Origin of the sequence: Bradyrhizobium liaoningense, assembly GCF_018130955.1 — a bacterium.
Lineage (GTDB): Bacteria > Pseudomonadota > Alphaproteobacteria > Rhizobiales > Xanthobacteraceae > Bradyrhizobium > Bradyrhizobium liaoningense_C.
Genome location: NZ_JAFCJM010000010.1, coordinates 72,929 through 86,603, shown reverse-complemented (window position 1 = coordinate 86,603; position 13,675 = coordinate 72,929). Strand labels below are relative to the sequence as shown.

Annotated in this window: 13 protein-coding genes; 8 read left to right on the top strand and 5 right to left on the bottom strand. The window is 62.9% G+C overall.

Features of this window, described 5'->3' with window-relative positions:
• Positions 1-100: 100 nt before the first annotated feature.
• Positions 101-1,363: a serine hydrolase gene (locus JQ632_RS11080; protein ID WP_249151736.1), complete on the bottom strand. Its 1,263-nt coding sequence runs from the start codon at positions 1,361-1,363 to the stop codon at positions 101-103.
• Between the two features lie 157 nt (positions 1,364-1,520).
• Here JQ632_RS11080 and JQ632_RS11075 point away from each other — a divergent pair, with 157 nt between their 5' ends.
• Positions 1,521-1,892: a hypothetical protein gene (locus tag JQ632_RS11075; protein WP_212402342.1), complete on the top strand. Its 372-nt coding sequence runs from the start codon at positions 1,521-1,523 to the stop codon at positions 1,890-1,892.
• Between the two features lie 161 nt (positions 1,893-2,053).
• Here JQ632_RS11075 and JQ632_RS11070 read toward each other — a convergent pair whose 3' ends face one another.
• Positions 2,054-2,761 (bottom strand): hypothetical protein, encoded by a 708-nt coding sequence (locus JQ632_RS11070; protein ID WP_212402341.1) that lies wholly within the window; start codon positions 2,759-2,761, stop codon positions 2,054-2,056.
• 242 nt (positions 2,762-3,003) lie between these two features.
• On the opposite strand from JQ632_RS11070, the gene JQ632_RS11065 reads away from it, so the two are divergent.
• Positions 3,004-3,723, top strand: a complete 720-nt coding sequence (locus JQ632_RS11065) for a hypothetical protein (RefSeq protein WP_212402340.1) — start codon at positions 3,004-3,006, stop codon at positions 3,721-3,723.
• Positions 3,713-3,988, top strand: coding sequence for an Hsp20/alpha crystallin family protein (locus JQ632_RS11060; RefSeq protein ID WP_249151734.1), 276 nt, complete (start codon positions 3,713-3,715; stop codon positions 3,986-3,988). The genes JQ632_RS11065 and JQ632_RS11060 overlap by 11 nt, the downstream gene beginning before the upstream one ends.
• Here the strand turns inward: JQ632_RS11060 and JQ632_RS11055 are convergent.
• Positions 3,977-4,807: a dienelactone hydrolase family protein gene (locus tag JQ632_RS11055; protein ID WP_212402339.1), complete on the bottom strand. Its 831-nt coding sequence runs from the start codon at positions 4,805-4,807 to the stop codon at positions 3,977-3,979. The genes JQ632_RS11060 and JQ632_RS11055 overlap by 12 nt on opposite strands.
• Before the next feature lie 94 nt (positions 4,808-4,901).
• Here JQ632_RS11055 and JQ632_RS11050 point away from each other — a divergent pair, with 94 nt between their 5' ends.
• The 4 genes from JQ632_RS11050 to JQ632_RS11035 all read left to right on the top strand — a co-directional run bounded on the left by JQ632_RS11050 (position 4,902) and on the right by JQ632_RS11035 (position 8,756).
• Positions 4,902-5,831, top strand: a complete 930-nt coding sequence (locus JQ632_RS11050) for a GlxA family transcriptional regulator (RefSeq protein ID WP_212402338.1) — start codon at positions 4,902-4,904, stop codon at positions 5,829-5,831.
• A 328-nt stretch (positions 5,832-6,159) separates the two neighbouring features.
• Entirely contained in the window at positions 6,160-7,425 is a 1,266-nt protein-coding gene (locus tag JQ632_RS11045; protein WP_212402337.1) for a glycosyltransferase family 2 protein, read from the top strand.
• A complete protein-coding gene (locus tag JQ632_RS11040) occupies positions 7,422-8,468 on the top strand; it encodes an HlyD family secretion protein (protein ID WP_212402336.1) in 1,047 nt (348 codons plus the stop codon). Before JQ632_RS11045 ends, JQ632_RS11040 begins: the two co-directional genes overlap by 4 nt.
• A gap of 12 nt (positions 8,469-8,480) precedes the next feature.
• A complete protein-coding gene (locus JQ632_RS11035) occupies positions 8,481-8,756 on the top strand; it encodes a hypothetical protein (RefSeq protein ID WP_212402335.1) in 276 nt (91 codons plus the stop codon).
• 30 nt (positions 8,757-8,786) lie between these two features.
• Here JQ632_RS11035 and JQ632_RS11030 read toward each other — a convergent pair whose 3' ends face one another.
• Positions 8,787-9,656: a DUF1989 domain-containing protein gene (locus tag JQ632_RS11030; protein ID WP_212402334.1), complete on the bottom strand. Its 870-nt coding sequence runs from the start codon at positions 9,654-9,656 to the stop codon at positions 8,787-8,789.
• A gap of 94 nt (positions 9,657-9,750) precedes the next feature.
• Positions 9,751-12,534 carry a UPF0182 family protein gene (locus JQ632_RS11025; protein ID WP_212402333.1) on the bottom strand — a complete coding sequence of 928 codons (2,784 nt, stop codon included), beginning with the start codon at positions 12,532-12,534 and terminating at the stop codon, positions 9,751-9,753.
• Positions 12,535-13,025: 491 nt separating this feature from the next.
• Between JQ632_RS11025 and JQ632_RS11020 the strand changes: the two genes are divergently transcribed.
• Complete coding sequence (locus JQ632_RS11020) at positions 13,026-13,496, top strand: aminoacyl-tRNA deacylase (protein ID WP_212402332.1); 471 nt, start codon at positions 13,026-13,028, stop codon at positions 13,494-13,496.
• The last annotated feature ends 179 nt before the right edge of the window (positions 13,497-13,675 follow it).

Here is a 13,675-nt window from a genome sequence, read left to right as displayed (position 1 = left end):
CTGATATGTCAGACTATCCCGAATGCCTTAGCGAAGAATTAAGGATTGCGGTTCCATCGCGAAACGCTGTTTGCCGATGCACGTCGAGTCGCGCGTGCCGTCAGGCCTGGCGCAGCGCCTGGCAAATCCCACGCTCGAATTGCCGGTAAGCCCTGAGCGCCGCGTGATCGGCGAAGGGCAAGATCTGCATCATGATGACGCCGGCCACACGCATCGCCGGATCGATCCAGTAATAGGTGTTGTACAGGCCGGCCCAGGTCATGCTGCCGGCGCTGCGGCCATAAGCGACCGGATCGGCATTGATCATGTGTCCGAGTCCCCAGCGCAGATGCGTGCCGGGGAAAAAGTCGACATCGTTCGAGAGCGCGGGATTGGTCGTCCTGAGGATTCCAGCCTCGAGATTGCCGATCTGGTTGGTGGACATCATGGCGACGGTGTCGACTGCGAGGATGCGCGCGCCGTGCAGGCTGCCGCCGTTGAGCAGTGCCTGCAGCAGAGTCAGATAGTCTGGCGCGGTCGAATAGATGCCGCCGCCGCCCGAAAACGTCCTGCCCTCGGTCGGCTTCTCCAGCGGTTTCGGCAAAAGCTTTCCGGCATGATCCCGCACATGCAGGTTGGCCTCGCGCGCGCGTTGCTTCTCGCTGAGCACGAAGACGGTGTCGTTCATGCCGAGCGGTCCCGTGATGTGATCGCGAAAGTAGCGATCGATCGGCTCGCCGCTGGCGATCTCCACCATCCGGCTGACGCGATCGATGCTGCCGCCATAGGCCCATCGCTCACCGGGGTCGAACATCAAGGGCATGCGCGGCAGGGACTTGTTGCTGCGTGCCAGAGACACATAGCGAAGAACCATGGGATCCCAGAGCTGATAGCTGAATCCCGAGGTGTGCGACAGCAGGTGGCGCAGCGTGATTGCCTTGGTCGCGTCGTGGAGTTGCGGCGCGCCGTTGCGATCGAAGCCGGCGAGGACCCGTGCCATGGCGAGCGTCGGGTCGATATCGGCGGCGGGCGCATCCAGCCGCAGCTTGCCGCGTTCCACCAGTTGCAGCGCCGCGATCGAGGTCAGCAGCTTCACCATCGAGGCGATGCGAAAGATCGTATCTGTCGACATGCGGGCTTCGCCGGCCATGCTGCGCAGGCCGAACGCGCCCTCATAGAGCACCGACTGCGCATTGGCGGCCATCGCCACCACGCCCGGAATTTCGCGAGCCGTTACACTTGCCTGCAAGGCGCTGTCGATGCCGGCGCTCCGTATGGATTTCAGCGATGTTGCGGCGTGACTCGGGATGACGGGAACCACGCTCGCGGCCGCAAGCCCCATCGTCTGCAACAGCGCATCGCGGCGGCTGAGCCAGGCCGTCATGCAGCTTCCCCGCAAGCTGGTCCGGTTTCGGAGGGATTGTAGACCCTGGCCTGCATGAGTGAAAGCGGGACGACCCACTTGAGAAATTGTTCCCGCTGGGATCAGATTGGATGGAAAGATGCCTGCCGCCGATCTGCGATCAGGGGCTTGAGACGACATGACGATGTCGATCGATCAATTGTGGAGCCTGCCCGAAACCGCGCTGATCGGCGCCTATGCCGAGGCGCGGCGCCGCTACGCCGACAAGAAGCTTGAGCGCGACACCCAACGGGCGCGGCTCGAATGGATGCGGGCAAAGATGTTCGTCAATGCGTCCGGCAACGTCACCGAGCGCAAGATGGCGGTCGACGTGTCCGAGGAGCTGGCGCGCAAGGGCCAGGAGGTCCGCGAAATCACCCGCGAGCTGGACATGCTGAAGATCGACGTCGACGTGATCGAGATGATGATCCGGCTGCGCGGCGCCGGCGGCAGTCCGCCGGCTCCGGCCGAGGAGGCGACGGAAAAGCCGGCAGAGGACGAGGGCGGGTGATTTCGAGGCACTGACGGCCGGGACCGCGCTGCTTGGACGGAAGAGCGCTGCCTAAACAGGCACGGCCGATTCATACGCACCGCGACCGGCAGCTTCGTGAGCGCGCGGTCAAGCGCGATCCCAGAACACAGGCCGCCATAACAGGCACGCGAGCCCTGCCTCTATCGGACGAGATCGCGTTGCACCTGTGCCAACGCCTGCGGCTCGACCAGCAGGCCTTGCCGTTCGTAGCGGCCGCGTGTCCTGCTGAAGCGAACGACGACGGCATGCCTGGCACTCTTTGCCTTGGCGCGCCGGGTGAGCAAGGCATCGCCGGCCGGCAAAAAGGCGAGATCGTCGAGGCCAACGCAGCGCAGGCACACCGGCCCGGGAGTTTCCATCTTCAAGAGGTCGCCGGTGCCGCCACATCGATGGCATGTCCACGCGGAATTCAACGGCAGGATTGCCACCAGCTCCGGGGCAAGGCCTGCCTTTTCCGCCAAGCGCTCACGCTTCTTCTCGGAGAGCTCGGGCGAAACCCAATGCGTCCGATATGAGGCCTCGATCGCCGGATGTCCGCTCACGCTGAAACGGAGCACCTGACGCTGCGGCGTGCGCGCGACATACGCCGTCTCGCTTGCGAGCAATCCTCTCGCCATCGCCCATCCGCGGAAGAGCTTCATGGCTTCCGAGATGCGCGGCAGGTTCGTCCGGACCGCTTCCTCCAGGCAATCGATCTCCCCGCGGCGCCAGCGCTCCACCGCTTGGAATTCAAGCCATCCGATCCCCAAGAGGATGTCGATGGCGCTGACGAAGTGCCGAGCAGCAAGTGCCGCGTCGGCAGCCTCGGCGACGCGATCGGCAAGTGGAACCCGCTTCCTGCCGCTCATTGCAGTTCCCCGCATCCTTCCAATCGACGGCGCGCCCTAATCTTCGGTCACGGGTCCTCGCGCGGCGCACCCGCCAATCGCTCGATGGGGCCGCATGGGTTCGACCCATCCTAGGCGCTTCCCCGCCGCTCGAACAGATCGCCCAGGCAGTCGCCTGTCGATTTCGGAGCATTGCCGTTCCGCGAATCAATGGATGGCATTAACGATGACGAAGAGCTGGCGGTCCAACTCGGGAGAGTTTCATGCCCCTTCCTCTCGTCCAACGTTGGCCAATCCTGCCTTGGAGCGGCGATATGCCGTCGACGCGCGACGATATTCTCGCTCGCTATCTTCACCTGCGTGAAATCTCCAAGAGACTTCACCAGGAGATTCTTGGCGCGATATCCAACGACGCATTGCTCCATCAGGCGCGGCGCCTCGGATTGGCACGGGGAAAGACCCTGTTTCTCGATCACGAGGACGAGGCGTACTACGTCTACGACTTGGCCATCTACACGGCCCCGGCGGATCGTTCGCGTGCGGTCGACCGCTACGCCAGGTCGGCCGGATTCGAAGCGGGGTCCGACGAGCGGCTGATGCTGGACGCGATGCGAATTTCGCAGTTTGCGATTCTCGCGATCGAGCACCGCCACGACACGGCGGGCCTGGTTGCGAGGGACGTTCTTCGCAATTCCGAAGTATGGCTGCTCGACGTCGGGCTCGAAAATTCGCTGGACGAAGGGGAACTGCTCGCGACACGACTCATCACCCCCGGACCGTTCTCGATGACCGCCGGCGTCAACGTTCCGTTCGAGATCGAGATGCTCGACTTGGTGTGCTCGCTGTTGCCGCAACGGGTAGCCACCAACAAGCTCAGCAAGATTGCCGACGACTGGCGGTTCGCCGAGGCCGTCTATAAGGCGGGGCTCGCGGACGGGGTCATGGATCGTCTGGCCTATCTCGATTTGCCGGATGGTGCCTGATCGGGACGGATCGGAGAGATGGTCCGCGTCGTGGCTCGGTCCAATCGCGCCGCGTCGCCAATGGCGGACTCACCATCAAAGGCGAGAGGCGGGTAGAGATCGAGGAAAAGAAGGACCACTGCGTCTCCGAGCGTCGCTATGGGCTTTCGAGCGGTATTTCGCCATACCGGACGACGTCAACGCCGACAAGATCGAAGCGACGTTCAAGAACGGTGTGCAGGCGCCTTCAATTTCAAAAAGGCGCGGGCCATGCTCAAGACGATGACTGCGAGGCGAGCCTGAGCCTGAAGAACGCCAGGATCTCGTCGCGTGCGGTGACCGTCGGCTGGCCGGCCTCGTCGATCAAATGCGCGGTCACGACGCTATGCGGGGTGGTCACGTGGCGCGCGAAGAACGGCGCAAGATCGGTATTCGCCGCGCTGTCCGGAAGCACTCTGCCGATGAAGCGGTCACCGAGCGCCTCCGCATAGGCCGCGAAGCGCTGCGCCATGCAGAACTTGTCGCCCTCGAAGCGATAGGCCATGACGGTCAAATCCTCCCGCTCCAGCCGGTCGCGGACGGCCTTGATCTCGTCCGGCGCGATTTCGATGCCGGCCGGATCGTTCAACGGCAGCGACGGTTGCGACAGCACCGGCGCCAGCATCGACGGTTCGAGCATCATGGTCAGCGCGAAGTTTCCCGTGAAGCACATCCCGATGGCGCCGACGCCGGGACCGCCGCACTCGCCATGCGCAAACCGCGCCAGCGAGCGCAGCCATTTCGTCACGGGACTGGATTCGTCCGAGGCCAGCGCGCGAAACTCGGCGCTCACACACGCGCGCTGAAAGATCGCGGCGCCCTCCTCCGCACCCGGAACGGCTCCGTCGCGGCCGAACAGCGACGGCATGTAGACGGTGAAGCCGGCGTCGCGGACCCAGCGGGCGAACCGCGCGACATGCGGGCTGATGCCCGGCATCTCCGTCATTACGATGACGGCGGGCCCGGTGCCGGCGACGTAGACGCGCTTGCCGACGCCGTCGAGCGTGACGTCCCGGCGCGCAAAATCCTCCAGCGCATCGTCCTCTTTCATGGACCGTTTCGGCATCGGCGCATTTCCTCGTTGATCGATGGACCGATCGTTGCGATCTGGCGGCCGGCGGGCTAGTGTCAAAAATGACATTTATCGGGTATTTTTTGACATGACCAAAATCGCGGTTGTCGAGATCGAGAGATGCATGGCGTCGAGTGCGGCGATCACCCATGACGTACTGGCAACTGCCAACCGGGTCGCTGCTGCCAAGCGAGCGCCACCGTTCGAGGTGACGACGGTGCGTTGCGGATCCCGCCGTCGCGACGTCGATCTTTCCGGGGTCGAGATTGTCATCGTTCCCGGTCTTGGAACGCCAACGGCGGACGAACTGGAGCGGAAGCTGAAAAGCCCGGCGTGCCGGCACGCCGGCGACATGCTGACCGGTGCGTTCGACAGCGGCGCTATGTTGGCCGCGTCCTGCGCGAGCACGTTCCTGCTGGCAGAGGCCGGCTTGCTCGACGGACGGCGGGCGACCACGACGTGGTGGCTCGCGCCGCTGTTCCGCCGCCGCTATCCCGACGTCGAGCTGCTGACGGAGCAAATGGTCGTCGCCGATTGGCCGATCGCCACCGGCGGCGCGGCCATGGCGCAGATGGACCTGATGCTTGCGATCGTCAGCCGGTTCGCCGGACCGGGCCTGGCAAAAGCCTGCGCCAACTATCTCCTGCTGGACGAGCGGCGCTCGCAGGCCCCGTTCATGGCCCTGGCCTATCTGGCAAGCCAGGACGTGAAGATCGAAAGGGCCGAGAAATGGGTGCGGGACAACATCGCGCGTGACTTCGCGGTCGAGGAGCTCGCTGCAGCCGTCGCGCTGGCGCCACGGACATTCGCGCGGCGCGTTGCGGCGACCTGCGGCGTTTCACCGATCCAGTTCGTCCAGCGGATCAGGCTGGAGACCGCGCGATTCCTGCTCGAGACCACGCGCCTGCCGGTCGACGAGATCGCACGGCAGGTCGGATATGCGGAACCGTCCACGCTTCGCCGGCTGATCCGGCGCAACACCAAACATCCGCCCGGGCATTTCCGTCCCGTCGCCTGAATGTTGCCGCGTGCGATGCCGCTGGGAACCACGAACAATTGCGGTCGACGGAAGGACTGGAAAGAACGGCGCGCACGCGCGATAGAACTGCAAACTTCTCTGAGATTTGTATCTAGTTCCCTGGCCCCGCCAAGACAGCAAGCGCGGACCGAGCCCGGTTGCTGCAAAGGACTGGACTAAACTCGAAGTTGATGGTCATCTTCGCGAATTGACGCACGCCAGGATGGCCCGGTCCACCCATAACCGCCTCGCTCTCGTGTGAGCAGCCCGGCTCTCTTCGTCCGGGTGCCCATCCGGCGTGGCGCGGTGTCCGGGAAGGTAGGTCGGCATGCTCGAGGCATTGCAGTTGATCGCCGATACGAACTGGATCCAGTTCGCGCTCGCCGTCATCATCTTCGACATTCCCCGCTACACGCTGTCGCTGCTGTCGCTCGCTCTGCTTGGCCTGACCGGACTGCTTGCCCAGGCCCATACGCCGACCCGCGCATCGGTCAGCGTGATCGTGCCGGCTTTCAATGGCGGTCCCGCGCTGCTTCGTTCGGTCGAATCGCTCCGTCAACAAACGACGCCGCCGCTCGAGATCATCGTGGTCGATGACGGCTCCACCGATGACACGCGCGCGATTGCCGAGCGGGCGCGCGCGGCCGGGCTGGTCGATATGGTCATCTGCCACGGCACGCGCTGCGGCCGAAGTGCTGCGATCAATGCCGCGGCCCGGTTCGCCAGCGGCGAACTGCTCCTGACGGTGGATGCCGACACGCTGTTCGAGCCAACCGCCGTGGCCAGGCTTGCATCCGCATTCACGGATCCACGCGTCGCGGGCGCAAGCTGCAACATTGCGATCAGCGACGAAGCCGGTTCGATCTGGACCCGGCTTCAGAGCATCGAGTACCTGATGTCGATCAGCGCCGGTAGGACGATCCTCGACATCGTCGGCGCGATCGCCTGCCTCTCCGGCGCGTGCTCGATGTATCGCCGCGATGTCTTCTTGCGGCATGGCGGGCTCGACGTCGGTCCCGGCGAGGATCTGGAGTTCAGCCTGCGGCTGCGGCGGCTGGGTTATCTCGTCCGCTTCGTGCCGGAAGCCTGGGCCGAGACGGCGGGCCCTGTCAGCGGCCTCGGCCTGCTGCGGCAGCGCGCGCGGTGGGATCGCGACGCCTTGCGAATTCGCCTCATCACGTATGGCGAATTGCGGTTCTTCCATCGCTTCGAGCGCCTGCCTGACACGCTGCAAAGGCTGGACTTCATTCTGTTCGACCTGATCCCCACGCTCAGTCTTCCATTCTATCTTCTCTATCTCGTGGGGTTGTTCGGCTCCGACGCGTTCTGGTTTCTCGCGGCGATCTACTTCCTGCTGGCGTGGATTTCGTTCTTCAACCTCGGCCTCGCCTTCGCCCTGTTCAAGCGCTCGCCAAGCTTCCTCAATCTTGGCGCGGCCCTGCTCTTCCCGATCTATCAAGGCGTCTGGCTGAAATGTGCCCGGCTGGTCTCCTACTCCTCCGAGATCATCTTCGCCGCCTCCAAGGACGATGACTTCGTGCCGCCACGCGTCCGTCGCGCCCTGTTCGCCGGATCGGAAGGAGTGCGCCGATGAACCTCGCCATCAACAGGCTCGACCCGAACGTTCCGGATCCCGTCGAAAGCCGTCGCAGCGCCGCGGGACGGCTCGTGCGCTTTACCTATGCGACGGGCGTATTCGGCGTGCTCGCCTTCCTGGTCGTCTATTTCGGTGCGCCACTGGTCTATCTGAGCGGACCGGGGACCGTCTCGTCGCCGCCGCACGTCGTTTCGCTTCCCTATCTCGTGCAGGTCGCGGAGATCAGGGTGACGCCGGGCACCACGGTCAAGGCCGGCGACTGGATCGCACAAATTCGCTCCCCCGAGCGCGACAACATCGTGGCGACCTATATGCGCGCGCTGGCCGAGATCGCGAGCCGGCGATCGGAGCTGCGCATCAGGGAACGGGTCGCAGAGGAAACGCTCGAGGCGTCGAAAGCATACAGGCAAGTGACCGAAGATGCCGTCGACCAGATCGAAGCATCGAGCGCGGCGAGCCTGACGTTTCGCCTCGAACTGCTGCGTGAGCGCGGCCTGGCGCGCAAGGCCGTCATTTCACAGGAGGCCGAGATTGCGGAGTCCATCACGCAATTGGCGGACCTGAACAATTTTGGTCAGCAGCTTCGCGACCATCTCGACGAGGTGGAACGCAACTTCGCCGGCGGCCGGGTGCTGGCGCCCATCGCCGGCATCGTTTCAACCAACCTGGCGAATGTCGGGCAATCGCTCGTGGCGGGCACGCCGATCGCCGAAATCCTCGATCCAACCGACATCTTCGTCGACTGGTACATACCGAATGCCCGCCTGGTGGAGCCCAGGGTCGGCAATCGGGTGCTCGTGCTGTTCGGCAATCGCCGCATCGCGGGAACGATTGCGGAGATCCTGCCGGTTTCGCTCGTGTATGCCGCAAGCCGGCAACCGCTGACGCGTGACCGCCCCGCGGCCCAGATCGCACGCGTTCGGTTCGACGTGGAGGCCGCGCCGCCGCCGCTGAATTCAACCGTCTACGTGCACATGTATTATGCGAGCCTGACATCCCGATTAGCCGCGGCCGTGGTCCGCCTGCTGGGCCTGCAATAGGCCGGACGCGTCATGTCGGAGGACACGAAGTTGCAAATCAGCGTGGATCAAACGATGTGCCCGGTCTGCCAGAACCGTCTCGCGTTCGATCCGATCCTGCATCACATGATCTGCGCCTATGTCGGACCGTCCAGTGACTTTGTGGAGACGACCGACGGTTATATCTGCCCGAAATGCCGGCGCGGCATCGCATCGAGCGACCCCGCTTGCGAAATCGTCGGCACGAGCGCCCGGTGCGGCGCCTGCGGCAAGGAGATGATCGTGTCGCCGGGCGCGAGCGGCGCGTGAGACGCGGCGGTGGCGATGGGTCGATGTCCTTCAAAGTCCAGCAGGCATGCCGTGGCGACGATGGTACGCGCTCGGTGACGACCAGGGCCAGCCCCCGAGCGTGGTTCGATCAGGCTCAAAAATCTCGACCTTGAGCGGGTAGCACGCCGCTGCATCGCTGGAATGGCTCGCGCCACAGTCGCCGCCTGGACAGGCCGACAATGCGCCGAGCAAATCGATCTCCGCGAAGAATTCGAGGAAATCGCCGGGACGCACGGGACTTGCCTTCATGAAATATTGGTGCGTGTCCTTGGTGAACCCCGTGCACATGAAAACGTTGAGCACGTCGTGGACATGATGCTCCACCGCGCGCGGCGGCATCTTCAGCTCAGCGCCAAGCGCGCGCGACAGGTTGGAATGGCAGCAGAAGTCGTAGTCGGTGCCGTTCAGCAGCAGATTGGCATAGGGGTCGCAGCGCGTGCCGATGACGTCGTGGACGCCAGCGCCGTCTGCATCGAAGCCATACCAGCCGAGCGTGTCATGGCTGATGGTCGCCATGGGACGAAGATGCGGCATGCTACTCCAGAGCCGGTCGCCGACGCCGACATGCGTCGCATGGAGCGCCCGCGTCTTGCCGCTGAAGAAGCGCTCGGAGAGGTCGTCCGCGTTCCAGAGATTGAGATCGCCGACCTGCGGACCCTCAACACTGACGATCCGAAAAAACTGGCCGCGCCCAACCCGAAACGTGCGAGCGTCGCGCGGCGGCACCACGATCTCGTGCGCTCTCACCATGGTGCGGCGCGCGGATTCTAGCACGGCCATATCAGGCTTGGGCATGGACCCCGCGGGATAGGTGATGGTCGGCCTGGCCGCGCGGCGCAGGGCCGCATCGGCGGGTGCAGACTGAGTTCTGGATGACATGGTTTGACCTCGAAGCAGCTCGGTTCCCGTTGGCTCGCACAGACGTACAAAGCCAACTGCTACCACCTCACAGCAGACGAGGCGACTTATGCGGCTAATGGCCGGTGGAGCGTCGGTTCATTTCCTCCAAAAGCTCACGCATTGCGTCGAACTGCGTGCCAAAACCTTTCCAGTCGCCGGATTTCAATCGCTCCACTGCCTGATTGTAGCGATCAAGCGCCTGCCGTGCCTGATTTGCCGCCGGGCCTGTCGCCGGGACTCCTTCTTTCGTGCCTGCAATTGACGGCGCAGCGCCAGGCTCGGTGAACAGAGCTGACAAGGCCTCGTCGAGCGTCTCCTTCATCACCACATGTTCACCATAGGCTGCGATGACGCGTTTCAGCTCCGGCAGGTGTCCGTGCTCCGCTCGCAAATAGAGCGGCGTTACATAGAGAATCGAGTTCTCGATCGGGATCACGAGCAGGTTCGCACCGCGAATTACCCGCGAGCCCATCTGATTCCACAGCGTGATCTGTTGCGATATCTCGGTGCTCTGATTGATCCGCGCTTCGATCTGGAACGGCCCGTAGACGAGCTTCTCCTTGGGAAATTCGTAGACAATCAGCTTGCCGTAGTCTGGCGCGTCGCAGCGCGCGGCGAGCCACGCAATCATATTGTCGCGGCGGCTGGGCACCATGGGAAGCATGAGGAAGAACTCGGCCTGCGGCTCACCGGGCAGGCGCATGATGATGTAATATGGAGCCATCGTTGCAACGCCGCCGCCGCCCGGCTGGCGCGGAAACTGCCAGAGATCCTCGCGGTTGTAGAAAACGTCGGCGGCCTCCATGTGATAGGCCTGATAGAGCTGAGCCTGGATCAGGAACAGGTCCTCCGGATAGCGAATGTGCTTCTGCATATCCGCCGGCATGACCGAGAATGGCTTGAACAGGTTCGGAAAGATGCGCTGGTAGGTCGCGACAACCGGATCACCGGTGTCCATCAGGTAAAAGTCGACGGTTCCGTTGTAGGCATCGATGATGACCTTCACCGAATTGCGGATGTAGTTGAGATCCTGGTCTTGCGCCGGCTGCGCGGAGGGGAAGTAGGAACTCACCGTGTAGGCGTCTTGCATCCAGAACATCCGCCCATTGCTGATGACCAGATATGGATCGTGATCGAGCCTGAGGAACGGAGCGATCGTTCGCACCCTTTCCCCGATATTGCGGCGGATCATGATCCGGCTGTCGGCCGTGACGTAGCTTGAGAGCAGCAGGTTCGGGTCGTTGAAGTAGTAAGCGAACAGGCCTCTCCACACCATCGCTCCTATCGGAACGCCGCCCGAACCGTCATAGGCCGCGTAGACGTTGTCCTTTCCCTTCGGATAGTCGAACTCCGGCGTGCTCCCCTTGACGATGACATAGTTGTCGCTTCGTTCGCCGTAGTAGATGCGCGGCTCGTGGATTTTGGGGCCTCCATCCGCAACCGGAGGGATATCGCGCAAATAGAGCAGCGGCAGCCCCTCGGTGCTCTTGCGCGTGACCGGGCTCATCACCGCGCCATTGCCGTGAGTAAACAGCACGTGGCGGTTGACCCATGTCTGGGCGTTTGGCGGCAGCAAGGAGGGCCGCAGTTCGCGAGCCGAGAGCATTACGCTTTGGTAGGAGCCATCGAGCCAGTAGCGATCGACGTCGAGATCATGGAATTTGTAGTAAGTGCGGATCTCCTGCAGCTGCGCGTAGGTGTCCGACAAGGGCAGCCAGTCCCACAGCCTGATATTGTCGATTGTCGCCTTGTTGGCTTCGAGCGTCTTGAAGCTGAGCTTCTGTTCGGCGGCAAACGGCTTGGCTGCGATCTGATCGAGATTGTATGCCTGCCGGGTGAGCGCGATGTTGCGCTCGATGTAGGGCCTTTCCAGCTCCAATTCGCTTGGCTTGACGAAGAACTGCCGGAACAGCACGGGAAGCACGCCGGACAGCACGAAAGACCCGATCACGACAAGCAGGAACGCGGCGGCAGGAAGCCGGTAGGTGCGCACCCGCAGGTTTGCCCACGCGGCGAGAGCCGCGATGACCGAAAGTCCGATCATCAGCCACAAGGCCGGCAGCCCTACATGGACATCGGTGTAACTTGCACCGACGACCACGCCGTTATCGCCGTAGAGCAGCAGATAGCGATCAAGACCATAGGACCAGGCCTTCACCGCAAAGAAAAGACCGAGCAACGCCGAGCCATGTGCAATGACTGTCGACGACATCGATCGGCGACGAACGTCGTATTCGATATCGCCGTGCACCCAGTAGATCGCCGCGGCGAAAAGCGCGCTCAGAACGATCGCGAGCATCATCCAGTTCTTGATGAGGATATAGGCGGGCAGTGAAAAGAGATAGAAGCCGATGTCCTTGTTGTAGAGCGGATCGTCTGCTCCGTATGGCACCTGATAGACAAACTGCACGAAGACACCCCAGTTGCCGACTTCGGCCGCAGCGACAAGCAGAGCGAGCAAGGCCGCGCCGCCTGCAATCAACCGGGGCCACGGCATTCGATCGCGCACAAGCGCAAGCAGATCTGGCGGCGGGTTGCCCGCGGCGCTCCACATCGTAGCGGCGACAACCTGCGTCGACCGCCGTCGGGCGAGGCGCAGTGCGAGCCATCCGTTCAACCAAAGGCTGACGGCGGTTCCCGTCCACACCGCAAGAAAGACGACGGCCTTGGCGCCGATTGTTGTCCAAAAGACCTGCAGATAACCGATCGACGAAAACCACAGCCAGTCGACCAGGACGTCGCTCGCGAGCCAGAGCGGGATCAGGAAAATCCCAATGGCGACGGCCGCAACAATGAGCCCGGCCACGGCACTTTGCCTTGGTACCTTCCGTTCGGGTCCGGTAATCCCGATCGTCATGGTTTGATCATAGCGGAAATGAGGGACGCCGGCCGCTTGATTCGCAGTCGGGACTACGCCGCAAGGCGGGCAGAGGCGGACGCTCGAACGACACTGCGCTCACCAAGCGCTGCAACGTACGAGGTCGCGGACTTGGCGCGCCGCTCAGAATTGGATTACGAGCTCTTATATCATTGAAATTGCCCTATAATTTCGACAGAAGCTTCTGCCTCAACAGAATCTGCCCCAGTTGATCCTCGCGTGCGCTCAAACGGAGAGCCGCCAGATCCCGGTCGGGAGAAGAAGCGCATTGCGGCGCTCACGTCCTCTTCCACCGGCCGCGCTTGTATCCCGGCTATCCCGCGATCGCGTTAGTCAAAGACGGCGAATTGCAGCACGCCGATAGCCGACCTATGTTGGGTCTATAACCACGCAGCCGCCCATCGTACGGCGAGAGTCTGCAGGGAAGACCTCACGGTGGATGGTTTGCATTTTGCACCGGAGGTGATGTCATGGCCATTGCTCCCACGCTCCAGAAATACCTGGCCGCTGAAAACATCCAATACGAGGTGATCCCGCACGAACTCAGCATGACGTCCGCTCGAACGGCTGAGGCATGCCATATCTCGGGCGACCGCCTCGCCAAAGGCATCGTGTTGCGGCGCGACGGCGGATACATGCTGGCCATCTTGCCTGCATCGCATCACCTCCGCCTGTCGGACCTGCGGGCAAGCCTCGGCGACAATGTCCACATGGCCGATGAAACCGAGATTGGTCGGCTGTTCAGCGACTGTGCACACGGTGCGGTTCCCGCCGTCGGCAAATGCTACGGGCTGGATATCATCGTCGACGACAGCATCGAGGCACAGCCGGATGTCTATATGGAAGCCGGTGATCACGAGACGCTGCTTCATATGGGTCACGCGCAGTTTGCGCGGCTGACGGCCAACGCGCCGCACGGGCGCTTTAGCGCGCACGACTGAGGATTTGTACACCGCCCATTGCCTTTGCAATCTTGGGCGGAACCTCGGCCGCGAAGTCGCTGCCAAATTGTTCAGGAGGGCAGCGACAGCGGTGGCCTTTGCCTGGTCGGATCGCCAAAGGGTGGCGCTTTCTCCTGCGACCTCGGACACGATCGGTTGTATAGTTCAGAAAATGGGGG

Coding starts and splice junctions, on each gene's coding strand:
- JQ632_RS11080 (WP_249151736.1), bottom strand. CDS start 1,363: ATGACGGCCTGGCTCAGCCGCCGCGATGCGCTGTTGCAGACGATGGGG.
- JQ632_RS11075 (WP_212402342.1), top strand. CDS start 1,521: ATGACGATGTCGATCGATCAATTGTGGAGCCTGCCCGAAACCGCGCTG.
- JQ632_RS11070 (WP_212402341.1), bottom strand. CDS start 2,761: ATGAGCGGCAGGAAGCGGGTTCCACTTGCCGATCGCGTCGCCGAGGCT.
- JQ632_RS11065 (WP_212402340.1), top strand. CDS start 3,004: ATGCCCCTTCCTCTCGTCCAACGTTGGCCAATCCTGCCTTGGAGCGGC.
- JQ632_RS11060 (WP_249151734.1), top strand. CDS start 3,713: ATGGTGCCTGATCGGGACGGATCGGAGAGATGGTCCGCGTCGTGGCTC.
- JQ632_RS11055 (WP_212402339.1), bottom strand. CDS start 4,807: ATGCCGAAACGGTCCATGAAAGAGGACGATGCGCTGGAGGATTTTGCG.
- JQ632_RS11050 (WP_212402338.1), top strand. CDS start 4,902: ATGACCAAAATCGCGGTTGTCGAGATCGAGAGATGCATGGCGTCGAGT.
- JQ632_RS11045 (WP_212402337.1), top strand. CDS start 6,160: ATGCTCGAGGCATTGCAGTTGATCGCCGATACGAACTGGATCCAGTTC.
- JQ632_RS11040 (WP_212402336.1), top strand. CDS start 7,422: ATGAACCTCGCCATCAACAGGCTCGACCCGAACGTTCCGGATCCCGTC.
- JQ632_RS11035 (WP_212402335.1), top strand. CDS start 8,481: ATGTCGGAGGACACGAAGTTGCAAATCAGCGTGGATCAAACGATGTGC.
- JQ632_RS11030 (WP_212402334.1), bottom strand. CDS start 9,656: ATGTCATCCAGAACTCAGTCTGCACCCGCCGATGCGGCCCTGCGCCGC.
- JQ632_RS11025 (WP_212402333.1), bottom strand. CDS start 12,534: ATGACGATCGGGATTACCGGACCCGAACGGAAGGTACCAAGGCAAAGT.
- JQ632_RS11020 (WP_212402332.1), top strand. CDS start 13,026: ATGGCCATTGCTCCCACGCTCCAGAAATACCTGGCCGCTGAAAACATC.